This is a genomic window from Terrabacter tumescens, assembly GCF_014646815.1.
GTDB lineage: Bacteria > Actinomycetota > Actinomycetes > Actinomycetales > Dermatophilaceae > Terrabacter > Terrabacter tumescens.
The window spans coordinates 69576-91494 of sequence record NZ_BMNZ01000007.1; the positions used below are offsets into that span (position 1 = coordinate 69576).

The following is a 21919-nucleotide window of genomic DNA, read 5'->3' on the forward strand; positions in this document are numbered from 1 at the left end:
GTCACTCACAAGGACGTCGTGGCGTCCCAGCACCTTCGGAGGGGCCACCCGTGTCAGACGTCGTGACCGGATCGGCGCACGAGCGCGCCCGTCGAGCCCTGGACGACCAGGGGTCTGCCGACGACCTGCTGGAGCAGGACGACGCGCAGGACGCCGAGCAGGACGCCGAGCTCGACCGGCCTCACTGGCTGGTCCGCGACCCGCTCCGCACGGCCGTCGTCGCCATCACCGTGCTGGCGCTGGCGGTCCGTCTCAGCGTGCTCAAGGACAGCTTCTTCATCACCGACGACTTCATGCTCAGTGCCCGGGCCATGGAGAACGACTTCGGCTGGGGCTACCTCACCCGCGTGCACACCGGGCACTTCGAGCCCATCGGCTTCGCGGTCATGTGGCTCCTGGCGCACTACGCCCCGCTCAGCTGGGGCTGGACCGTGGTGCTCATCGTCGCCGCCCAGGTCATCCTGGCCGTCGTCGTGTGGAAGCTGCTCGTCGAGCTCTTCGATCGCCGCCTGCTCCTCCTCGTGCCGTTCAGCATCTTCTGCCTGACACCGCTGACGATGCCCGCGTTCACCTGGCTCGCCGCTGCGATCATCTGGCTGCCGCTCATGATCGCCATCAGCGGCGCCCTGCGCTGGCACACGCGCTACGTGCGCACGGGCCGCCCGCTCCATGCCCTCTGGGCCACGCTGTGGTTCGTCATGGGTCTCGCCAGCTTCGAGAAGATCGCGGTCTACCTGCCCTTCGTCGTCGTCTTCACGCTCGCGGTCGCGCCCGAGACCGCGGTCAACCGAGCCTCCCTCTGGGCCCTGCTGAAGCGGACCCGCTGGGTGTGGGTCGGGTATGCCGTGACGACCGTGGCCTACCTCGTGCTCTACGTGCCCGGCGTGCGCAGCGCCGGCAACGACTCCCCCGTCACGGCGCCCTCGATGGCGCCCCTGTCCGACTTCGCCTTCCTCAGCGTGTTCCGCACCTTCGTCCCCGGCGTCTTCGGCGGCCCCTGGGACTGGCAGCCGACCAGCTACGCGCTGGCGATCGTCGACTCCCCTCGGGCGTTCGACTGGCTGCTGTGGATCCTTGCCGGTCTCGTCGTCGTGGCGTCATTGGCGCTGCGGCGCAACGTCGGCCGGTTCTGGCTGGCCCTGCTCGTCTACCTCGGCGGCTCGATCGCCACGGTCGCTGCCGGGCGCGTCGCCTACGGCGGCTCGATCGTGGCGCTGGAGACGCGCTACCTCGCCGACGCGGTGATCCCGCTGGTCGTGACGCTCGGGGCGTGCCTCATGCCGCTGCGCGGGGAGCGTCGCCCCTGGACGCCGACAGCGCGACGGGCCTTCACCCGCGTCAGCCGGGCCCAGGCGCTGACGGGACTCGCGGTGGTGGGAGTCGTGGTCGTCGCCCTCTCCTTCCACTCGATCGGGGCCTACGCGCGGTTCAGCACGAACAACCCGGCCCGCGCCTTCGTCACCAACACCGTCGACTCCCTCGAGGCACTGCCCGACACGGCCGAGATCTACGACACCGAGGTGCCCGGCCAGATCATCGGTCCGCTCTTCGCGCAGTACAACACCGTGAGCCGCTACCTCAGCCCGCTCGTCGGGGCGCAGGGGCGGGACGAGCTCTACAGCCGCAGCGTGTTCCACGACCCCTACGTCCTCAACGCGGCCGGATCGCTCGTCCCCATGAAGATCTCGCCCGCCGCCACCTCGAGCCCGCGTCCCAACGGCTGCTACGGCGTGCGCAACGGCCGGGTGACCGTCCCGCTGACCCAGAAGCTCTACCGCTGGGGCTGGGCCGTCCGCATCGGCTACCTCGCCGACGGCGACACGACGGGCACCGTCAGCCTCGGCAAGGACAGCCGGCAGTTCCCCATCACCAAGGGTCTCGGTGAGGTCATCGTCTCGCTCGTCGGCGAGGGCGACGCCCTGCGCTTCACCGGCATCCCCCCGGGCGTGAACTTCTGTGTCGGCGATGCCCAGGTCGGCTTCGCCACCCCCTCGCGATGAGCCGGCACCCCAGCGAAACCCAGGTCCGCACCCGCTTCCGCGCCCTCGACGGGCTGCGCCTCGTGGGGGCTCTCGCGGTCCTGACCACCCACGTCGGCTTCGACAGCGGCGACTCGCTGCGCGGCCCGTTCGCCGGCATCCTGTCGCGTCTCGACGCGGGCGTGGCGCTCTTCTTCGTCGTCTCGGGCTTCCTGCTCTTCCGGCCGCACGCGATGGGCCACCTGCAGCAGCGCTCCAGACCGGGCACCACGGCCTACCTCGTCCGCCGGGCGGCGCGGATCCTCCCCGTCCTCTGGATCGCCGTGGCCGCCGCCTTCGTCCTGCTGCGCGACGGGCGACCGCTCGGTGACTACGTGGCCCACGCGCTGCTCGTCCAGATCTACGTCGGTACGCCACTGACGCCGGGGCTGACCCAGCTCTGGAGCCTCGCGACGGAGGTGCTCTTCTACCTCGTCCTGCCCCTCCTGGCCCTCGCCGCGTGCCGCGGGCCCCGCGACCGACGCTGGCTGCGTCGCGTGACGCTCGCCGCCGGGGTCCTCGTGATCGTCGGACCGGTGTGGATGGCCGTCGCGACGGCGACGGGACACGCGCAGTCGCGTCTCTGGCTGCCCGGGTTCGTGGGCTGGTTCGCCGCCGGGATGCTGCTCGCCGCGTGGCACGCCGCACGCAGCACCGGCGTCCTCGGCCCGGGACGCCTCGACGTCGTCGCGCGCTACCCCGGCACGGTGTGGTCGCTCGCGGCCGTCGTCTTCCTGCTCTCGACGACCCCGCTCGCGGGCCCGCTCGACCTGTCCGAGCCGTCTCCCGGGCAGGCGGCCGTCAAGAACCTGCTGTATGCCGTGCTCGGTCTGCTCGTCGTGCTCCCGACCGTGGCCACGGTGGCGCCGGCCACCGAGCCGCGCTCGGTGGCCGCCCTCGGTGGGCGCGTCGGAGCCTGGCTCGGCGAGTTCTCCTACGGTGTCTTCGCCTATCACGTCATCGTCCTGGCCCTGGTCGGCCGATGGCTGTCGCTGCCGAGCTTCGGCGGCGCGTTCTGGCTGCGTTGGCTGCTCACGGTGGCCATCTCCATCGGCGTCGCCGCGGCCAGTCATGTGCTCGTCGAGCGCCCCGTCATGCGCCGGGCCCGGACGCTGAGAGCGGGGCGCTCGTCGGCCAGCACCGTCCAGCACGTCGCTGCCACGGCGAGCCACACCAGCACCTGAAGCAGCGGGCCGCCCACGCCCAGCCGGCCCGAGGGCCACGGGCTGGCGGCGACGATCGCGGCGGCCACGACCGGACCGGCCGCAGCGGCCACGAGGAGGATCCCCCGTGCGCGCCTGTCGGGCGTCGTGGCGTCGGATCGGTCGGGTCCGCCGGTCTTGGTGTGCCGCCCGGCCCGGCGTCCGTGGAGGACGAGCCCGACCAGGACCACCGCGACGAGGCCAGGCCAGCCACCGGCCAGCGCGACCAGCCCGAGCGACGCCACGCCCGCGACCCGACCGCTCGCAGGTCCCACCTGCCGCCCCGTGCCTGACCGGCCCTGCGGGGCCGGCAGCAGTCCGAGCACGATCCCGACGAGCAGGAGCAGCAGGCCGAGCGCCAGCGCCACCTGGTAGGCGCGGTCCGGGGCGAAGGACGCGGCGAGGGTCGTCGCCGCGCCGGCCGGCACGACCCAGCCCTGCTGCCAGCCGTTGACGCGGATCGGGGCCAGCGCCGCGCCCGAGGAGGTCGTCGCGGCCCATCCCGCGTTGTAGTTCTGGGCCACGACGACGACGGACTCGGACGTGCGCCCCGGGACGTCGACGACGAGCTCCGCCGGACCCGGCCGCGAGTGCGCGATGTCGGTGGTGGTCGCCGACCCGAGGACGTGGTGTCCGCTCACGAGGTCCAGCCGCTGCGGCGCGAACTCGGCCGACGCCTTCGCGTCGACGCGCACCTGTCCGGCGCCCACGACCACCCGGCCGCCGTCGTCACAGACCTGCCACGTGAGGGGACGGCCGGCGAGGACGTCGCCCACGCGTCCGGACACGGCCGTCAAGTGGGCCGTGCCGTCGATCCGGAGGGTCGGGCCGAACCCGCACGGCACCCCGGTCTGTGCCGACTGCGGCAGCCTGCCGGCGAGGTCCTCCGCGCCGACGAGCGCGAGCTCGCTGAAGCCGACGGGGGCGAACGACCTTCGCCCTGTTGCGGAGTCGATGTTGACGAGCAGCCGCACGTCGCCGAACGTCACGCGCACCGAGCGGGTCCGTGTCGGCGCGAACGTCAGCAGGCCCGACTCGTCGACCCGGCCCGAGACCGTGCGGCCCCCGTCCATGGCCACGTCGACCTTCACCGGTGTCGACGCGGGCAGCGAGAAGGCCTTGGTGATGCGCACGCCGGACAGCTCGCGGCGCTCGGGCAGCCGCACCTCGAACCACGGAGCCGGGTCGTCGGGGGACGCCACCCAACCGGTGCCGTCGTCACCGTCGAGCGCGGCGTCCGGGCGCCCGGCCGGGGCCTGCACGAGTCGGGACGACGCAGATGCCAGCAGCCCGGAGGGCTGGCGCAGGAGCTTTTCGAGGGCAGGACCGTCGAGCGCGCGCACGGTGCCCGATGCGGCATACCTGGCCGCGGTCGTGCTCTGCCACTCGCGGGACCAACCGGTCTCCTCCGCGTCCCGGCCGAAGACCGGGGAGCACCAGCTCGTGCGATCAAGTCGGAGGCACTCGCTGCGCGATCGCTTGCCCTCCTCGAGGAGCACGGCGTCGGGCGCGGGACCGGACGACGGGACGACCGCGACCGGGTCCGGGGCGATGTCCGGCAGGTGGAGCTCCTGGACCGCGAAACCGTTCTCGGCCCCCTTGGCCACGCCCACGAGCGTCACGCGGAGCCGGGTCGTCGCCCCGGGCGGCGTGAGGAGCGGCACGGCCGGCCCGGCGAAGACTGACGTGACGGCCGAGCCGGCGTCGGTGTCGACGCGCACGGCCGTCGGCGCAGCGCCGACGGGCGCCGCCCCCGAGAGGGTGATCGTCGTGCCGGCGACGACGGTGGGCCGCTGCAGCTGTACCTCGAGCCACTCGCCCCTCGCCTGGCCGTAGCGTCCACTGACCCACCGCGTGCGCTGGTCCCCGTCGAGAGCGGCCGCCGGGCCGGACCCGGCCCCGATGCGCAGCGTGGCCGTGGCGTCCGACGCGGACGACGAGGCGGTGACCGCCTTGACCCCTCCCCACCGGAGCACGGTGCGCGGCGCCGCGGCGTCCGAGTCGACATCGATGACCCGGCGGCCGCTCCGGCCGGGATCGTCGGGCGTCAGCAGACCCGAGGTGTTGTCGGCCGACGAGCCGAAGTCGACCTCGCGGCGGCGCTGGCCGTCGGTCACGACGCGGTCCACCGTCCCGGCTGCCACGCCTGCTTCCGGTGCGGCACCTGGGCCGTCACCGCCGAGGAGCACGTCGCGACGGCCTCCGAGCCCGGCGAGCTGGACGAGGTTCTCCGGGCCGCCCGCGACCTGCGCGAGGCCAGCCAAGGGGGTCAGCCGGACCGTGCTGGGCCGGGCGACCGCGTAGATCTCGATGGCCGGCCGCTGCACGAGCGCCCGGTAGTCGACCGTGACCGAGTCCGACTCGCCGTAGGCGCCGGCGGTGGGCCCGAAGGACGCCACGCGCTCGAGCCCGGAGGCCTCCAGCGCCGCGTTGACCGCGGCAGGCGGCGCACCCTGCGCATCGAGCCGGATCTCGTTGCGCACCAGGACATAGGCGATCCCGGAGTCCGCGAGGACGGTCTCGAGACCGGCGATCCGCTGGCCGGAGGAGAGTCGGTCCTCGAGCGAGTCCAGCAGTCGGGTCGCTCCCGCCGATCCCAGGGGGACGGCGTCGCGGACGACGAACGAACGTCCGGCCAGGGCCTGGAGCGGTTCGTCCTTCGTCGACCCCCACGTCAGGTCGCTGAAGCCTGCTGACGGGGTCACGAGGACCGCGCCCTCGGCAGGCTGCGCGTCGAGCCACGCAGCGGCGGCGCGCCAGTGGTCGGGGATGGCCCGGTAGCCCTCGGGTCTGGCGAAGGAGACGCCGACCGCTGGCGCCGCCGCCATGACGACGAGCGACCCGGCGAGGACCGCCGGCAGGAGAGCCCGGACGCGTGGCGCCAGGGGCAGCGAGGTGCGCTCCACCACCTCGACGGCGCGAGCGACCCCGTGCCCCAGCCCGATCGCGAGCGGCACCGCCACGACGAGCTCGAACTTGTGCGTGTTGCGCAAGGGGGCAAGTGCCCCGTCAAGCAGGCCTTGCACACCGTCCGCGAAGGGCCAGGCGCCCGAGCCGACGTGCCCCAGGGTGACGAGCGAGAGCCCGGTCACGAGCGCGAGCACGAGGAACGGCCGCTCGCGGCCGCGGCGAAGGGCCAGTCCGAGGAGACCGAGCCCGGCCACGAGGGCCGTGGCGAGGATGAGCAGCGGAGAGGTGACGTAGAGCCAGCCCACCGGCCAGGACGGGCCGGTCGGGGTCGCCAGGAACCCCAGCCAGGGGGTCGTGCCGCGCAACGCCTCGAACGGGCTCGCGGTCCCTGTCGTCGTCGCGGCGTCCTCGATCCACGACAGGAACGGCGGCGACCAGCGCCCGAGGACGAGCAGGGGGGCCACCCACCAGGCCGACACGAGGACCACGACGCCGGCCCACGCGGCGGACAGCCGGAGCAGGCTGCGGTCCCACCGCCGGGTGAGGAGCCAGACGGCGGGCAGCACGAGCACGGCGCCGGAGGCGACGGCGTTGACGCCACCGACGAGGGCGAGGGCGAGACCGGAGCGGGTCGCTCGCCACCGGGTCGTCCGGTCGGGGACGACCAGCGGCCAGAGGACCCAGGGGGCGAGGGCGAGGGGCCACACCTCGACCGAGGTGATGGCCACCTCGCTGAGCATGCGGGGGCTGAGCGCGAAGCACACGGCGGCCACGAGTCGCGCCCACGGGTTCGTGACGCCGAAGGCCCGGGTCAGGCGCCACATGCCGAGCAGGGCGACCGTCATCACGGTCGTCCACCACAGCCGTTGCGCCACCCAGTCCGGCACCCCGACGAGGTCGAGCACGAGGTGGAAGGGCCCGACCGGGAAGAGGTAGCCGTAGGCCTGGTTCTGCAGCTGCCCGAGGGCGCCCTGGGGGTCCCACAGGTGCAGGGCCCGCAGCAGGAAGCCACCCGGGTCGGCGGTCAGGTCGAGCTTGGTGTCGGGCACGACGAGCCCGGGCGACTGCCGGAAGCAGATGGCCGCGAGGCCGATGACGACGGCGACGAGGCGCAGCCGCCAGACGAGGCGCGGCGCGGGACCGTGGTCTTCGGGCACCGGTGCTGCGTCCGGCACCCGTCCTGCGTCCTGCGCCGTGGCCTCGGGGCGGGCGAGGCCGACAGCAGCCGCACCCGCGCCGGTCATCGCTTCCTCAGGACCAGGACGGCGTTCCACGAGACGACCTCGCGCAGCCCGGGGACCCGCACCACCCACGTGGCCCAGCGAGGGTGGTACCTCGGCAGCACCTCGACGACGTCGACCAGGCCGCGCCGCTGCGCATCTGCGAGCCAGCGCGTCATGCGCTGCACCGAGCACGCGAAGAGGGTGCGGCCGAAGTCGTTCTTCGGACGCTTGCCGAGCCGCGCGGCATACCGGTCCGCGGCACGACGCCCGCCGAGGTAGTGCCACGGCGCGGTCTCGTGCCCACCCCACGGCGAGAGCCACGGCGTCCACGAGATGACGACGGTTCCACCCGGCCGGGCCACGCGGACCATCTCCTCGGCCATCGCCTCCGGTTCGGGGACGTGCTCGAGGACGTTGCTGGAGTAGGCGACGTCGACCGAGCCGGTGGCGATCGGCAGCGCGAGCCCCGAGGCGCGCAGCATGTTGGCGCCCACCGACCCGCGGGCGGTCAGCTCGCCGACGTCGGGGTCGACACCGGCGTAGCGCGCACCGGCGTCGGCGAACGCGTCCGCGAAGTAGCCCGGCCCGCCGCCGACGTCGAGGACGACGGCACCGTCGAGGTCGGTCCACCGACGTAGCTCGCGGATCGAGTCCAGCGCGAGCAACGAGTAGAAGTGGTCGGGGTCGGACTGCTCCACGCGGAAGGCCCGGAAGAGCTGGAGCGAGCGTCGGAGCGTCCCCGCGGGTGCGAGGTGGTGCTCACGCGGCGCGCTCGGCGTCGGCGAGGTCATGCGCTGGCGACCTCGGGCTGCTCGACGACGTCGGACCTGCGCCCGGCCACCGAGGTCCGCGCGACGGAGGTCAGCAGCGCGTCCCACGCGACGACGGCGGACTCCCACGTGTGCAGGGCTGCGTGGTCGCGGGCCCGGGCACCGAGCGCCTCGCGGGCAGCGGCGTCGTCGAGGAGCCTGACCGCGTGCTCGACCATCCCGTCGACGTCGTCGACGAGGATCCCGGTCCGACCGTCGACGATCGACTCGGACAGTCCCCCCGCGCCGTGGTGCGCGATCGTGGGCACGCCGTGCGATGCGGCCTCGACGACGTTGAGTCCCCATCCCTCCTTGGCGCTCGGGGCGAGGGCGACCCAGGCCCGCGACAGCTCGCGGTGCTTGGTCACCTCGTCGACGTAGCCGAGGAAGTGGACCGCGTCGGCCATCCCGGCCTCGGTGACGTGCTGCTCGACCCGCTCGCGCCACCAGCCGTCGCCGATGATGCGCAGCTCGGCGTCCGGGAGGGTCTGTCGGACCCGTGCCAGCACGTCGACGGCGAGCTCGACCCGCTTGTGCGGCACGAGTCGCCCGAGGACCACCAGGGTGGGACGCATCGCACGGGAGAGGCCGAGGGCCATCGGCCGGTCGGTGCCGTTGTGGATGACGCGGATGTCGGCCGCCCGCACGCCGAGCTCGGCCAGCTCGTCACGGCTGCGTCCGGACACCGTGACGTACTGGCGGCCGCGGTAGACGCGCGGCGAGACGCGGGACTCGAGGAACCAGCCGACCCTGGCCATGAGCGGTCCGAAGACGACCGGCCACTGCTCCCGGTGGACGTGGTGGACCAGGGATACGACCGGTGCCGGGGTGGCGAAGGGCGTCCAGAACGGCAGACCGTTCTGGGTGTCGATCACGACGTCGTGGGCACCGTGCAGGCGGGCGTCGCGTCGGAGGGCTCGCAGGGCCTGCGGGTAGACGCTCGACCGACCGCCCCGGCGCACGATGCGATAGCCGTCGAGCTGCTCCTCGGGCGCCGCGCCCTCGTGGGCGGCGCAGAAGAGCGTGACGTCGTGGCCGAGCCGGGCCAGTCCGGCACTCACCGTCTGGGCGTAGCGTTCGGCGCCGCCCCCTTCGGGGTGCGTGAGGTCGCGCCAGTTGAGCAGGGCGATGCGCATGAGCGTCGTCGATCAGCGTGGAGAAGAGGGGTGCGGCGGTTCAGCCGCCGTACTGGATGACCTGGCTCGGCTCGACCGGGGACCGGGGGCCGGTCTCGACGGCACGGCTGTCGTTGGGGCCGGACGTCGACACCACGGTCGTGACGGCCACCGCAGCGGCACCGCCGCCGAGCACCACGCAGATGACGCCGATGATCGCCCCGGAAACCGCGCCGCGGTCACGCCTGCCCTTGAACACGTCGTCGACTCCCTCTCAGGCACGCCGCCGTGGCGTGACTACTCGCGAGTATGTTAGCGGCGAATCGCCGCGGTGCAAGCACAAGCGTCCGGCGGGTTCGGGACCGGCGCCGACTCACCCGGCCCCCGACGCTCCGGGCGAGGCGGGCACTTGCCAGACCCTGAAGTCCGGCGTGTCGAGGACGAGCTGCAGACCGTCGTGCGTCGCGGGCAGCACGCCCGGGGTGCCCCGCCACTCGAGCACCACCTCGATGCCGGCCGCTCGCAGTGCGACGGGGTCGAGCCGGCCCGCCTGCCACCCGGCGGCGGTCGGCGGCTCCGTCGGACCGACCACGATCGGCCTCCCGTCGCGCTCGACGAGCAGGGAGCGTGACCGCGTCACCTCGCCACGCAGGGCCAGCGGCGCCGTGTCGAGGAACGGCACGCTCCTGGCCCACCCGACCTGCCTCATCGGCTGCCAGGGCAGCAGCAGGGCGTGCCGCTCGCCGACGGTGTCGACCACGCGTGCCCAACCCGCCGGGTACGACACGGGCTGGTATGCCGCGTGGAGCAGTCGCGGGGCGTCCGGCACCGTGAGCACCGCGACCGCCAGGCCGACGACGGCGAGGGACCCGCTGACGACCCGCCCCGCCGGACCGCCGGACCCCGTTGGCGAACCGAGTGAACTGAGTGAACCCGGCGACACGCTCGCGTGCCGCAGACGAGCCGCCACCGCGTCCAGGCCGATCGGCGCGAGGACGGCGAGAGCGATCGCGGAGACACCGACGAGCCGATGCGTGTCCCGGAACAGGCCGAGACCGGGGACGACCTGTGCGGCGCCGCTCACGGCGAGACCCGGGCCGGTCCCGGCGAGAAGCGCGACCGCGAGCGGCGCCAGCAGCGCCGCCGCGGCCAGGCCCCGCAGCCGGCGCAGCCCCACCACCCCGATGGCGGCGAGGACGAGGACGACGACCGTGGCCGTCGACGGCAGGACCCCGCCACGTGAGGCCGGCGTGGCTGCCTGCGACCACACTCCCCCGCCGCCCAGCACGTCGAGGATCCCGGCGAGACCGGGCGCCCGGACGGCGAACGCAGCAGCACCGGCCTCCTGGCCGACCTCGGTCCGTCCGACGGCCGCGGCGACGAGCCACGGTGCGCACCAAGCGATCCCGACTGCGAGCACGGTCAGCACCTCACGCCGTGCGGCACGCCGGACGAGCACCCCGGCGACGACGGCTGCCGAGGCGGCGAGGGCGCCGCCGAAGGGAGTCAGCGCCGCGGGCAGCGCCGCCACGACGGTCAGTCCGAGGTAGCGCCGCCGGGGCCGGACGTCACGGGCGATGACGACGAGCCAGCCGAGACAGCTCACGGCGAGCAGGGTCGGGGGCTGGCCCACGAGCAGCCGCTCGACCGCGTACGGGGACCACGTGGCGAGTGCCGCGCCCACCGCCGTGACGGCGGGGCCTCGTCGCCGCAGCAGGAGCGTGACACCGGTCCCGGCCAGCACGAGGGTCGCCAGCAGCATGACCTGCTGCTGCACGCCCGAGGGGATCACGGGGTCGAGCAGCGCGGTGACGAGGTCGAGTGGGACGGCGCGCGGCGCGGAGCCGTCGACGCCGAGCGTGCGGGCCGTGACCGACGGGTCCGGCACGGTGACGAAGTCGCGGTAGAGCAGCTCCCCGCGGCCGAGGGCGGGCCACAGCAGCACGGCAGTCAGCGCGAGCGTGACGAACGTCCCTGCGCCAACCGCGAGCGCGTCACGGCGCCGGGCTGGCATCATGCACGGCACTATGGCACATCGCGAGGACGCACCTGCCGACCGGCGGCGCGACGCCGGTCCGGCCCACGGGCCCGAGTCTCCCGCCAGACAGGTGGCGCACGAGGGCCCCGCGGTGGGCCGGCGCACGGGCGGACCCGGCGCCCGATCGGGCGGGGTCCTGCTCGCCGGGACGCTCGCGTCCAACCTGCTGTCGTATGCGTTCTTCGTCGTCCTGAGCCGCAGCCTCGACGCCGGTCGGCTCGGTGCCGTCGGCTCGATCGTCAACCTCTCGGTGCTCGCCGGGGTGCCGGCCCTGGGACTCCAGCTCGTCGGCGCGCGACTCGTGTCGCACGCGGGGACCGGTCGGGCCCGCACGGTCGCGAGCGGCGTCCTGCGCTTCTCGACCCGCCTCGGGCTCGGCGTGGCCGCGCTCCTCGCAGCGGCCTCCCCCGCTGTTGCCCACCTGCTCGACCTGGACGTCGCCCTGGTGCTGACGCTGGCCGCCACCATGGTGCCGATCACGGTCACGTTCGCCTGCCAGGGACTGCTCCAGGGCGCCGAGCGATTCGCCGGCCTCGCGCTGGTGCTCGGCGCATCCGGGGTCGCGAAGTTCCTTGCGGCGTGGGGCTCCTCGTGGTTCGGCGGCGACGTGGCCGCGGTCGTGGTCCTCTTCGGGCTGGGCTGGGTGGCCGTGGCCGCCCTCGGTCTCGCCGTCGTGCGTCGTGGGCTCGGACGACCCGACACCGCAGCCCCGTCCTCCTCCTCCTCTTCCGATGCTGCCGCCGGTCCGGCGGCTGAGACCTCGCTCCCCGACCACCGCGCAGCGGTCGGCCACCTCGGCCGCCTGGTCGCCGCCGCGGTCGTCCCGACGTCGGGGCTGCTCTTCCTCTCGTCCGTCGACGTGCTGCTCGCCCGGATCCACCTCGACGCCGACGCGTCTGGCGCCTACACCGTCGGCGCGCTCTTCGAGAAGGCCGCGTTCTGGGGCCTCAGCTTCCTCGCGACGCTCTTCTACCCCGCCATGGCCCGCGTCGCCGACCGACGCGGCGCCATCCTGCGCGCGCTCACGATCACGGCGGGCGCCGGCGTGCTCGGCGTTGCCGTCGCCGTCCTGCTCGGCGGCCCGCTCGTCGCGCTCGTCGGGGGGCCGGCCTACTCCGCGCTGGCCCCGCTGGTCTGGCGCTTCACGCTCCTGGGTGTCTGCCTGGCCCTCGTACAGGTCATCGCCTACGCCGGCCTGGCCGCCGCCTCACACCGGATGGGGGTCGCGATGTGGGTGGCGGGCGGACTCGCCGTCGCCGTGACCTCCCTGAACCACGGCGACGTCGCCGCCGTCGTCGACGGGATGCTCGTCGTCGCCGCCGCGCTCGTCGTCGTCGGCGCCGTCATCGAGTGGCGGTGGATCAGGGTGTCGCCACGTGACCTTCCCCGCGACGACGCCAGATACACCGACGTCGACACCGACGCCGGCGACCTCAGTGCGCGGCGTCGTGCCAGGAGTGTCCGACACCGACGTTGATGTCGAGCGGGACGTCGAGCTCGGCGGCGTGGCCCATCTCGTGGCGCACGAGCTTCTCGACGTCATCACGCTCGCCGGCCGCGACCTCGAGGACGAGCTCGTCGTGGACCTGGAGCAGGATGCGAGAAGCGGCGCCTGCGTCGGTCAGCGCCCGGTCGACACCGATCATCGCGACCTTCATGATGTCGGCGGCCGAGCCCTGGATGGGGGCGTTGAGCGCCATGCGCTCGGCCATCTCGCGGCGCTGGCGGTTGTCCGAGGTCAGGTCGGGCAGGTAGCGGCGGCGCCCGAACATCGTTGCGGTGTAGCCGGTGCCGCGCGCCTCGGCGACGACCTCCTTGAGGTAGTCGCTGACGCCGCCGAAGCGCTCGAAGTAGCCCTCCATGAGGCCGCGGGCCTCCTCGGTGCTGATCGTCAGCTGCTTGGACAGGCCGAACGCGGACAGGCCGTAGGCGAGGCCGTAGGACATGGCCTTGACCTTCGAGCGCATGGCGGCCGTGACGTCGTCGGGCTCGACGCCGAACACCTTGGAGCCGACGTACTTGTGGAGGTCCTCACCGGTGCGGAAGGCCTCGATGAGCCCCTCGTCGCCGGACAGGTGGGCCATGACCCGCATCTCGATCTGGGAGTAGTCGGCGGACATCAGCGCGTCGAAGCCGTCGCCCACGACGAAGAGCTCGCGGATGCGGCGCCCCTCCTCGGTGCGGATCGGGACGTTCTGCAGGTTGGGCTCGGTGGAGCTGAGCCGGCCCGTCGCTGCGATCGTCTGCAGGTAGGTCGTGTGGATGCGGCCGTCGTCGGCCACCGACTTCTGCAGCCCCTCGACGGTGACGCGCAGGCGTGCGGCGTCCCGGTGGCGCAGGAGCGCCTCGAGGAACGGGTGCCCGGTCTTGGTGAAGAGGTCGTTGAGCGCGTCGGCGTCGGTGGTCCAGCCGGTCTTGGTCTTCTTCGTCTTCGGCATCGCGAGCGTGCCGAAGAGGACCTCCTGCAGCTGCTTGGGCGAGCCGAGGTTGATCTTCTCGCCGCCGATGGCGTCCCAGGCGTCCTGCTGGGCCTGTGCGACCTTGGCGGCGAAGTCCTTCTCGAGGTCGTCGAGGCCGTCGACGTCGACGGCGATCCCGGTGCGCTCCATCCGCGCCAGCACGTCGACGAGCGGCAGCTCGACCTCGGCGAGGAGCTGCTCGCCCCCCGTGGAGATCACCTGCTCGTCGAGCACGGCAGCGAGGTCGCGCACAGCGGTCGCGCGCACCATCTCCTTCTGGGCGGCCTGCTCGTCGGCGTCGCCGCCGAAGTCGAGCATGCCCTGGCCGTCGCTCGGCGCCGACCCGCTGAGCTCACGGTGCAGGTTGCGCAGCACGAGGTCGTCGAGGTGGTAGGTGCGCTGGTCGGGCTTGACGAGGTATGCCGCGAGCTGGGTGTCGCTCGTCAGGCCGGCGAGCGACCAGCCTCGCGCGGCCAGCGCCTCGATCGGCCCCTTGGCGTCGTGCATGGCCTTGGGGCGTGCTGCGTCCTCGATCCAGGCGCCCAGGGCGGCCTCGCCCTCGGGCGTCAGGGTCTGCAGGTCGATCCACGCCGCGCTGCCGTCGGCGGCCGCCACGGCCACGCCACTGGCGTCACCCGTGCCTCGCGCCCAGGTGCCGGTGACGGACAGGCCGGACCGGTGGTCGGTGGCGAGGTGCTCTGCCACCCAGGCCGCCACGGCCTCGGGCGCCAGCACCGCACCGTCGATGTCGAAGCCCTCCTCGGCCTCCGGGGCCGCCGCCTCGACGGTGGCGAAGAGCCGGTCGCGCAGGACGCGGAACTCGAGGCCGTCGAAGACCGTGTGGACCTCCTCACGGCTCCACTGGGTGCGCTGGAGGTCCTCGACCTCGACGCCGACGGGGCTGTCCTTGACGAGCTGGTTGAGGCGACGGTTGCGCAGCACCTGGTCGAGGTGGTCGCGCAGCGACTGGCCCGCCTTGCCGGGGATCTTGTCGATGCTGGCGACGATGCCGTCGAGGTCGCCGTACTGGGTGATCCACTTCGCGGCGGTCTTGGGGCCGACGCCGGGCACACCCGGGAGGTTGTCGGAGCTCTCCCCCACCATCGCCGCGAGGTCGCTGTAGCGGGTCGGGGGGACGCCGTACTTGTCCTGGACCTCGCTGGGACCCATCCGCCACACCTCCGAGACGCCGCGGACCGGGTAGAGGATCGTCACCTTGTCGGACACGAGCTGGAAGGTGTCGCGGTCGCCGGAGCAGATGAGGACGTCGATGCCCTTGGCCTCGGCCTGCGTCGCGAACGTCGCGATGATGTCGTCGGCCTCGTAGCCGTCGAGCTCGACGAACCTGATGCGCAGCGCGTCGAGGATCTCCTTGACGAGCGGGATCTGTCCCTGGAACTCGTCGGGCGTGCGGGCGCGGCCCGCCTTGTACTCGGAGTACTCCTCGGTGCGGAACGACTGGCGGGCCTTGTCGAAGGCCACGACGACGTGCGTCGGCTCCTCGTCGCGCAGCATGTTGATGAGCATCGAGGTGAAGCCGTAGACGGCGTTGGTGTGCTGCCCGGTGCTCGTCGAGAAGTTCTCGGCGGGGAGCGCGAAGAACGCGCGATAGGCCAGCGAGTGTCCGTCGAGGAGGAGAAGTCGGCTCACACGGCAACCCTAGTGGCGCCCACCGACGCCGCACGCACTCGTGCCCTCGCCGGAGAACGGACCCGGCCAGGCGGGTGGTCGGGGGTGCACGGGGGCGGAGCCCCCGTGGGCCGGCATACGATCGCGGGCATGACTGACTCCCCCACGACGTCGGCGCAGCCGGCCGGCCAGACCCTCGATGACATGCGTTCAATGGCCGAGGGCACGCTGCTCGAGCGCATGCAGATCGAGATGACGGAGGTCTCGCCCGAGCGGCTCGTGGCGACGATGCCGGTCGCGGGCAACACCCAGCCCTACGGCCTGCTCCACGGCGGAGCCAGCGTCGTGCTCGCCGAGACCCTGGGCTCGATCGGCGCGCAGATCCACGCGGGACCGGGTCGCGTGGCCGTCGGCCTCGACATCAACGCCACCCACCACCGTGCCGCCCGGACCGGGGTCGTCACCGGCACGGCGACGCTGCTCAGCGCCGGGCGCACCCTGGTCAGCTACGACGTCGTCGTCACCGACGAGGACGGTCGGCGGGTCTGCACGTCGCGGATCACCTGCCTGCTCCGCGACGCCGCCCCCGGGGCCTGAGGGCCCCGCGGGCCCCATGAGGTCCGGCCTCAGCCGGCGATCTTCGGGTCGTGGCGGGGACGGCGCGCCCGGAGGTCGCGCCGGCGCTGGAGCAGGTCGAGCGACACCCGCTGGGGACGTGGCTCGCCCGCGAGCTTGCGCTGGAGGGTCGCGGCGGACGCCACCCTCCGGACGGTCTCGGGGGCGAAGCCGAGACGGGCGAAGAAGCGGTTCGCGTCGCGGTCACCCGCGGGAACCGCACTGGCGAGGTGCTCGCAGCCCTGACGGTCGGCGTAGCGGCTCGCCGCGGCGAGCAGCGAGCGGCCGATGCCCTGGCGGCGGAAGTCGGGGTGCACGAAGAGCATGTCGATCGACACGCACGGGGAGTCGACGAGCAGGCTCCTGGTCGAGTCAGCCAGGACGACGTACCCCGCCGGCCGGCCGTCTGTGAAGGCGATGAAGGCGCAGATGTCATTGCGCTGCAGGGCATTTCGCAGGGTGCCGTCGAGCGCGAGTCGCTGGGCCGCCTCCGGAGTGGTGCCCCCCTCGATCCGGTGCGTGATCCACAGCTCGATGAACTGCGAGTGCAGGCTCTCGTCCACGCGCTGCACCGAGACCACTGCTCGACCCATCATTCCTCCTGTCCCAGCCCCGAGGCCACCCGGCAGACACTACGACCAACGGCGACTCGACGGAAGAGAACCGCAGCGATCGCTACGACGAAGCGGGGTGTCACGACCGATGTCGTGGCACCCCGCTTCGGATTCCGAAGGGCGCGTGGCTCCGTCGGAGATGACCCTCCTAGACGTCGCCGCCGAGGTAGGCGGCCTTGACGGCCGGGTCGTCGGCGAGAGCCTTTCCCGTGCCCTCACGGACGATCTCGCCCGTCTCGAGGATGTAGGCGCGGTGCGACCGCTTGAGCGCCTGCGCGGCGTTCTGCTCGACGAGCAGCACGGTGGTGCCCTGGCTGTTGATCTCCGTCACGATGTCGAAGATCTGCTGGATCAGCTTGGGCGCCAGACCCATCGACGGCTCGTCGAGCAGCAGCAGCTTGGGCTTGGCCATGAGCGCCCGGCCCATGGCCAGCATCTGCTGCTCGCCGCCCGACATCGAGCCGGCTGCCTGGTTGCTGCGCTCCTTCAGGCGCGGGAAGAGCTCGAAGACGCGCTCCAGGTCGTCCTTGACGGCCTTGGTCTTGCGGTCCGGGCGCGCGTACGTGCCCATCTCGAGGTTCTCCATCACCGTCATGCCGACGAAGCACCCGCGGCCCTCGGGCGACTGCGAGATGCCGAGCACCGGCCGCTCGTGCGACGGCAGGTGCGTGATGTCCTTGCCGTTGAAGGTGACCGTGCCGGCGCGCACGGGACGCAGCCCGGACACGGTCTTCATCGTCGTCGTCTTGCCGGCACCGTTGGCCCCGATGAGGGTGACGATCTCACCCTCGTCGACCGTGAAGCTGATGTCGCGGATGGCCTCGATGCGTCCGTAGTTGACGCACAGGCCCTTGACCTCAAGAAGCATCTTCCTCATCAACTCCCAGGTAGGCGGCGATGACCGCCGGGTTGTCGCGGATCTCGGCCGGCGAGCCCTCGGCGATCTTGCGGCCGAACTCGAGCACGACGATCCGGTCGGTGACGCCCATGACGAGCTTCATGTCGTGCTCGATGAGCAGGACGGTGTAGCCCTGGTCGCGGATGGTGCGGATCAGCTCCATCAGCTTGGCCTTCTCGGCCGGGTTGAAGCCGGCAGCCGGCTCGTCGAGGCAGAGCAGCTGGGGGCTCGTGGCCAGGGCACGCGCGATCTCGAGACGGCGCTGGTCGCCGTACGGGAGATTGCGCGCGAGCTCGTCGGCCTTGCCGTCGAGCCCCATGAACGTCAGCAGCTCCATCGCGCGGGCGTAGCCCTGCGACTCCTCCTTGCGGTGCTTCGGCAGGCGGAACATCGCCGAGACGACGCCCGTCGTGTGGTGCGCGTCGACCCCGACGAGGACGTTCTCGAGGGCCGTCATGTTGGCGAAGAGCCGGATGTTCTGGAACGTGCGCGCGATGCCCAGCTTGGTGATCTGGAACTTCTTGCGCTTGCCGAGCGGCTTGCCGAGGTAGCGCACGGCACCGGAGGTGGGCTGGTAGACGCCGGTCATGACGTTGAAGCACGTCGTCTTGCCGGCGCCGTTGGGCCCGATGAGGCCGAGGATCTCGCCCTTGTTGATGTGGAAGCTCACCTCGTTGAGGGCCACGACACCGCCGAAGCGGAGCGTGACCTCGTCGACCTCGAGCAGGCGCTCCCCCTCGGACACGACGGGGACGCCGATGTCCTCCGGCGCGATGTCGACCCCGGGGTTGATCTCGGTGACCTCGTCGGCCGGGTCGGCGAGCCGGTGCTCACCGGCGCCCGCCGTGGTGGCCGGGGCCGCAGCCGGGCTCGCAGCAGGGGTCGTGGTCTCGTCGTCGCCCGTGGTGGGCTGGGTCGGCTCAGGCACTGGCTTCTCCTTCCTCGAGGACGGCCTGTCTGTCGTCCGCGCGCTTGGCACGGACGGTCCGCCGCGGCGGCAGCAGGCCCTGGGGGCGGAAGATCGCGAGCAGCATCAGGGCGAGACCGAAGACCAGCACGCGGAAGTCCGCGAAGTCGCGGAAGCGCTCCGGGAAGTAGCCGACGACGATCGCACCGACGATCACGCCCCACCGGTTGCCCGCTCCACCGACGACGACGGCCGCCAGGAAGAGGATCGAGAGCAGCAGCTGGAAGCTGTCCGGCGAGATGAAGCCCGCCTTCGTCGCGAACAGCGCTCCGGAGAGACCACCGATCGCGGCACCGAGGGCGAAGGCCAGCAGCTTGAACCGGAAGGTCGGCACGCCCATGAGCTCGGCCGCGTCCTCGTCCTCGCGCGTGGCCTCCCAGGCACGACCGACCCGGCTGCTCTTGACGAGGATGTCGAAGAGCAGGACGAGGCCGATGATGCCGAGGGCGAGCCAGTAGTAGGGCACGAAGTCGTTGATGCCGAACTTGAGGAACGTCGACGTCGTGTCGAGGTCGACCACGGGTGCACCGCTGCTCCAGTCGAGGCTGGGCACCTCGAACAGCTCGGCGCTGGGCGGCTTCGGGATGTCGCTGATGCCCTGCGCACCGCCGAGCCACTGGGAGTTGACGAGCGTGAGGCGCACGATCTCGCCGAAGCCGAGCGTCACGATGGCGAGGTAGTCGCCGCGCACGCGCAGGGTCGGGGCACCGAGGATGACGCCGGAGACCATCGCGACGACGATCGCGATCGGCACGACGACGACCCACGAGAGGTGGGCGTGCTCGGAGGTCAGGACGCCGACGGTGTAGGCGCCGACGGCGTAGAACCCGACGTAGCCGAGGTCGAGGAGTCCGGCGTAGCCGACGACGATGTTGAGGCCGAGGGCGACGAGGACGTACGTCGCGACCGTGAAGAGGACGCCACCGAAGTCGGAGCCCTCGGTCGTGATGAACGGGATGTTGAGCAGCGGCAGGAGGAAGAGGAAGAGCGCGAAGAGCACCCAGAGGACGATCTTGACGCTCCTGGGCAGGTGGTCGACCCGCTCCTTGAAGCCACGCGTGGCGGGCTTGCGGGCCGCCGGGGCTGACGTCGGGGTGCTCATGCGCGCGCCTTTCCGAGGGACTCACCGAGCAGGCCGGTGGGTCGGAAGAGCAGGATGAGGACGAGGAGCACGAAGGCCACGACGTCCTTCCACTGCGACCCTACGACGGCGGAGCCGTAGTTCTCGGCGAGGCCGAGGACGAAGCCGCCGAGCAGGGCGCCGCGGAGGTTGCCGATGCCGCCGAGGACGGCTGCCGTGAAGGCCTTGACGCCGAGGATGAAGCCGGCGTCGTAGCGGGTGATGCCGATCTTGAGCATGTAGAAGACCGCAGCCGCGCCGGCCATGATGCCACCCACGAGGAAGGTCACCTGGATGACACGGTCACGGTTGACGCCCATGAGGGCGGCCGCCTCCGGGTCCATCGCGACGGCGCGGATGCCGCGACCGAGGCGCGAGCGCTTCACGAACTGGTCGAGGATGACCATGATCGCGATGGCGCCGACGATGACGAAGATGTCGACGTTGGTCACGTGGTAGCCACCGATCGTGAAGATCGGCTGGGGCTGGATGATCGTCGGCAGGCCCGCGTTGTTGCGGGAGTTGCGCACGTAGTCGCGCAGGGTGTCATCGAGTCCCACCCAGCCGGCGATGCGGCTGCGCAGGCCCATGATCTCCGCGAGGACGAACGAGGCGCCGATGGCAGAGATGAGGGCGATGAGCGGTGGCGCGTTGCGTTTGCGCAGCGGGCGGTAGGCCACGCGCTCGAGCAGCACGGCGACGAGGCCCGACATCGCCATGGCGGCGACGAACATCATCGCGACCCAGAAGATGACCTGACCTACGCCGGCACCGGGGTGCCCGCCGAGGATCATGACCACCCACAGCGCCGCGAAGGTGCCGTACATGAACACTTCGGAGTGCGCGAAGTTGATGAGGCGCAGCACGCCGTAGACGAGGGTGTAGCCGAGGGCGACGAGCGCGTAGACCGCGCCGATCGTCAGGCCGGTGATGGTGTAGGAGAAGAAGTTGTCGATGAGGTTCTGCATCCAAGACCTCCTGGGCCGGGTGCGGTGGGCGGGATCAGGGTGGAGGCGCCAACCGAACGAGGGGCGGTCGGAGCGTACTGCCCCGACCGCCCCCCTTCGTTGACGTTCGCGCTTACTTGATCTCGCCGACGGAGACGATCTTGCCGTTCTCGACCTTGTACGCGAAGACCTTGATGTCCGCGGACTCGCCCTTGGCGTCGAACTTCAGCTGCTTCGTCACGCCCTTCTTGTCGTACGCCTTGACGAAGTCGACCATGCTCGCGCGGTCCTTGCCGGCGGCGATGCCGTCGAGCAGGATCGTGGCGGAGTCGTAGCCCTCACCGGAGTAGGTGTTGGGGTCCTCGTTGTACTTCGCCTTGTACGCGGACTGGAAGTCCGGGGCCACGTCCGGCGGGACGCACGGGCAGGTGATGATGGTGCCCTCGGCGGCGTCCTTGGCGTTGTCGATGAAGGACTGGTCCTTGACACCGTCGGCCACGACGAACGTGCCCTTCCAGCCGGCGTCGCGCAGCTGCTTGATGAGCGGCGCGGCCTCGGGCGAGTAACCGCCGAAGAAGAGCGCGTCGGCGCCCGAGCTCGTCACCTTCGTGACGGAGGCGCTGAAGTCGGTCTGCTTCTGCTGGATGGTGTCGTTGCCGACGACCTGCGAGCCGAGGTCCTTGCGGACGATGTCGGCCAGGCCCTTGCCGTACTCGGACGCGTCGTCGATGACGAAGGTCTTCGTCGACTTGAGGGTGTCCTTGATGTACTTGGCGGCCGCAGGACCCTGGGTGGCGTCGTTGCCGAGCGCGCGGAAGAAGGTCTTCCAGCCGTTGTCCGCAAGTGCCGGGTTCGTGGCGGAGGGCGTGATGGTGACGAGGCCGGCCTCGTTGAACGCCGGGTCGGCGGCCTTGGACTCACCGGAGAACGCGGGGCCGACGATGCCGACGACCTTCTTGTCGTCGATGGCCTTCTTGGCCAGGGCCGGCGCCTGCGTCGGGTCGCCCTGCGAGTCGTAGTTCTCGAGGGTGACCTTGCAGTCGGCGTGCTTCTTGTTGTAGTCGTCCAGGGCCAGGTTGACACCGTTCTGGATGTAGATGCCCAGGTTGGCGTTCGGGCCGGTCAGGGCACCGAACATGCCGATCTTGTAGTTGCCGCAGGCCGCGGCGCCACCGCTGGCAGCCGGGGTCGTGGTGTCGCCGCCCTTGGTGCCACACGCACCGAGGGCAAGCGCCGCAACCGCGAGCGGCACGGCGAACTTGAGGGTGGAACGCACGGATGTCCTCCTGATGTCACACATCCCTCAGTCGAGGGCTGGTCGGAGACTAAGCCGAAACCCACGCCGAGGTCATCAG

The 21919-nt window shown here is 72.0% G+C and carries 16 protein-coding genes; 4 read left to right on the top strand and 12 right to left on the bottom strand.

Annotated elements, in window-relative coordinates:
• The first annotated feature begins 50 nt into the window (after window positions 1-50).
• Together IEY30_RS17650 and IEY30_RS17655 are read left to right on the top strand one after the other, a co-directional pair.
• Window positions 51-2000 (top strand): hypothetical protein, encoded by a 1950-nt coding sequence (locus IEY30_RS17650; protein WP_030202053.1) that lies wholly within the window; start codon window positions 51-53, stop codon window positions 1998-2000.
• Window positions 1997-3202, top strand: a complete 1206-nt coding sequence (locus tag IEY30_RS17655) for an acyltransferase family protein (protein ID WP_081920624.1) — start codon at window positions 1997-1999, stop codon at window positions 3200-3202. The genes IEY30_RS17650 and IEY30_RS17655 overlap by 4 nt, the downstream gene beginning before the upstream one ends.
• Here the strand turns inward: IEY30_RS17655 and IEY30_RS17660 are convergent.
• From IEY30_RS17660 to IEY30_RS17680, 5 genes are all read right to left on the bottom strand, one after another.
• Window positions 3088-7374: an alpha-(1->3)-arabinofuranosyltransferase domain-containing protein gene (locus tag IEY30_RS17660; RefSeq protein ID WP_052358880.1), complete on the bottom strand. Its 4287-nt coding sequence runs from the start codon at window positions 7372-7374 to the stop codon at window positions 3088-3090. The two genes, IEY30_RS17655 and IEY30_RS17660, sit on opposite strands and share 115 nt — an antisense overlap.
• The gene (locus IEY30_RS17665; protein ID WP_081920623.1) at window positions 7371-8144 is read right to left on the bottom strand and encodes a class I SAM-dependent methyltransferase; all 774 of its coding nucleotides are present in this window, start codon (window positions 8142-8144) and stop codon (window positions 7371-7373) included. Before IEY30_RS17665 ends, IEY30_RS17660 begins: the two co-directional genes overlap by 4 nt.
• Window positions 8141-9298 carry a glycosyltransferase family 4 protein gene (locus IEY30_RS17670; RefSeq protein WP_052358879.1) on the bottom strand — a complete coding sequence of 386 codons (1158 nt, stop codon included), beginning with the start codon at window positions 9296-9298 and terminating at the stop codon, window positions 8141-8143. The genes IEY30_RS17665 and IEY30_RS17670 overlap by 4 nt, the downstream gene beginning before the upstream one ends.
• Before the next feature lie 40 nt (window positions 9299-9338).
• Window positions 9339-9536 (bottom strand): hypothetical protein, encoded by a 198-nt coding sequence (locus tag IEY30_RS17675; protein WP_030202043.1) that lies wholly within the window; start codon window positions 9534-9536, stop codon window positions 9339-9341.
• 114 nt (window positions 9537-9650) lie between these two features.
• Entirely contained in the window at window positions 9651-11294 is a 1644-nt protein-coding gene (locus IEY30_RS17680) for an MmpA family trehalose lipid delivery protein (RefSeq protein ID WP_052358878.1), read from the bottom strand.
• A gap of 10 nt (window positions 11295-11304) precedes the next feature.
• Here IEY30_RS17680 and IEY30_RS17685 point away from each other — a divergent pair, with 10 nt between their 5' ends.
• Window positions 11305-12792, top strand: coding sequence for a lipopolysaccharide biosynthesis protein (locus IEY30_RS17685; RefSeq protein WP_156035454.1), 1488 nt, complete (start codon window positions 11305-11307; stop codon window positions 12790-12792).
• Here the strand turns inward: IEY30_RS17685 and polA are convergent.
• Window positions 12749-15424 (bottom strand): DNA polymerase I, encoded by a 2676-nt coding sequence (gene polA / locus IEY30_RS17690; RefSeq protein ID WP_030202033.1) that lies wholly within the window; start codon window positions 15422-15424, stop codon window positions 12749-12751. The genes IEY30_RS17685 and polA overlap by 44 nt on opposite strands.
• A gap of 129 nt (window positions 15425-15553) precedes the next feature.
• Here polA and IEY30_RS17695 point away from each other — a divergent pair, with 129 nt between their 5' ends.
• Window positions 15554-16000 (top strand): PaaI family thioesterase, encoded by a 447-nt coding sequence (locus IEY30_RS17695; RefSeq protein ID WP_030202027.1) that lies wholly within the window; start codon window positions 15554-15556, stop codon window positions 15998-16000.
• A 29-nt stretch (window positions 16001-16029) separates the two neighbouring features.
• On the opposite strand, the gene IEY30_RS17700 is transcribed toward IEY30_RS17695, so the two are convergent.
• From IEY30_RS17700 to IEY30_RS17725, 6 genes are all read right to left on the bottom strand, one after another.
• A complete protein-coding gene (locus IEY30_RS17700; protein WP_229675075.1) occupies window positions 16030-16611 on the bottom strand; it encodes a GNAT family N-acetyltransferase in 582 nt (193 codons plus the stop codon).
• Window positions 16612-16780: 169 nt separating this feature from the next.
• On the bottom strand, window positions 16781-17500 hold the full coding sequence (locus IEY30_RS17705; RefSeq protein WP_030202019.1) for an ABC transporter ATP-binding protein: 720 nt from the start codon (window positions 17498-17500) through the stop codon (window positions 16781-16783).
• Window positions 17490-18458, bottom strand: a complete 969-nt coding sequence (locus tag IEY30_RS17710) for an ABC transporter ATP-binding protein (RefSeq protein WP_373286737.1) — start codon at window positions 18456-18458, stop codon at window positions 17490-17492. Before IEY30_RS17710 ends, IEY30_RS17705 begins: the two co-directional genes overlap by 11 nt.
• Entirely contained in the window at window positions 18451-19599 is a 1149-nt protein-coding gene (locus IEY30_RS17715; protein WP_030202013.1) for a branched-chain amino acid ABC transporter permease, read from the bottom strand. Before IEY30_RS17715 ends, IEY30_RS17710 begins: the two co-directional genes overlap by 8 nt.
• Entirely contained in the window at window positions 19596-20585 is a 990-nt protein-coding gene (locus IEY30_RS17720) for a branched-chain amino acid ABC transporter permease (protein ID WP_030202009.1), read from the bottom strand. Before IEY30_RS17720 ends, IEY30_RS17715 begins: the two co-directional genes overlap by 4 nt.
• Before the next feature lie 112 nt (window positions 20586-20697).
• Complete coding sequence (locus IEY30_RS17725) at window positions 20698-21840, bottom strand: branched-chain amino acid ABC transporter substrate-binding protein (RefSeq protein WP_229675076.1); 1143 nt, start codon at window positions 21838-21840, stop codon at window positions 20698-20700.
• Window positions 21841-21919 lie beyond the last annotated feature (79 nt).

Excerpts from the sequence above, each read along its gene's own strand:
- IEY30_RS17655 (WP_081920624.1), top strand. The coding sequence starts at position 1,997 with ATGAGCCGGCACCCCAGCGAAACCCAGGTCCGCACCCGCTTCCGCGCC.
- IEY30_RS17660 (WP_052358880.1), bottom strand. The coding sequence starts at position 7,374 with ATGACCGGCGCGGGTGCGGCTGCTGTCGGCCTCGCCCGCCCCGAGGCC.
- IEY30_RS17665 (WP_081920623.1), bottom strand. The coding sequence starts at position 8,144 with ATGACCTCGCCGACGCCGAGCGCGCCGCGTGAGCACCACCTCGCACCC.
- IEY30_RS17670 (WP_052358879.1), bottom strand. The coding sequence starts at position 9,298 with ATGCGCATCGCCCTGCTCAACTGGCGCGACCTCACGCACCCCGAAGGG.
- IEY30_RS17680 (WP_052358878.1), bottom strand. The coding sequence starts at position 11,294 with ATGATGCCAGCCCGGCGCCGTGACGCGCTCGCGGTTGGCGCAGGGACG.
- IEY30_RS17685 (WP_156035454.1), top strand. The coding sequence starts at position 11,305 with ATGGCACATCGCGAGGACGCACCTGCCGACCGGCGGCGCGACGCCGGT.
- IEY30_RS17695 (WP_030202027.1), top strand. The coding sequence starts at position 15,554 with ATGACTGACTCCCCCACGACGTCGGCGCAGCCGGCCGGCCAGACCCTC.
- IEY30_RS17700 (WP_229675075.1), bottom strand. The coding sequence starts at position 16,611 with ATGGGTCGAGCAGTGGTCTCGGTGCAGCGCGTGGACGAGAGCCTGCAC.
- IEY30_RS17705 (WP_030202019.1), bottom strand. The coding sequence starts at position 17,500 with ATGCTTCTTGAGGTCAAGGGCCTGTGCGTCAACTACGGACGCATCGAG.
- IEY30_RS17715 (WP_030202013.1), bottom strand. The coding sequence starts at position 19,599 with ATGAGCACCCCGACGTCAGCCCCGGCGGCCCGCAAGCCCGCCACGCGT.
- IEY30_RS17720 (WP_030202009.1), bottom strand. The coding sequence starts at position 20,585 with ATGCAGAACCTCATCGACAACTTCTTCTCCTACACCATCACCGGCCTG.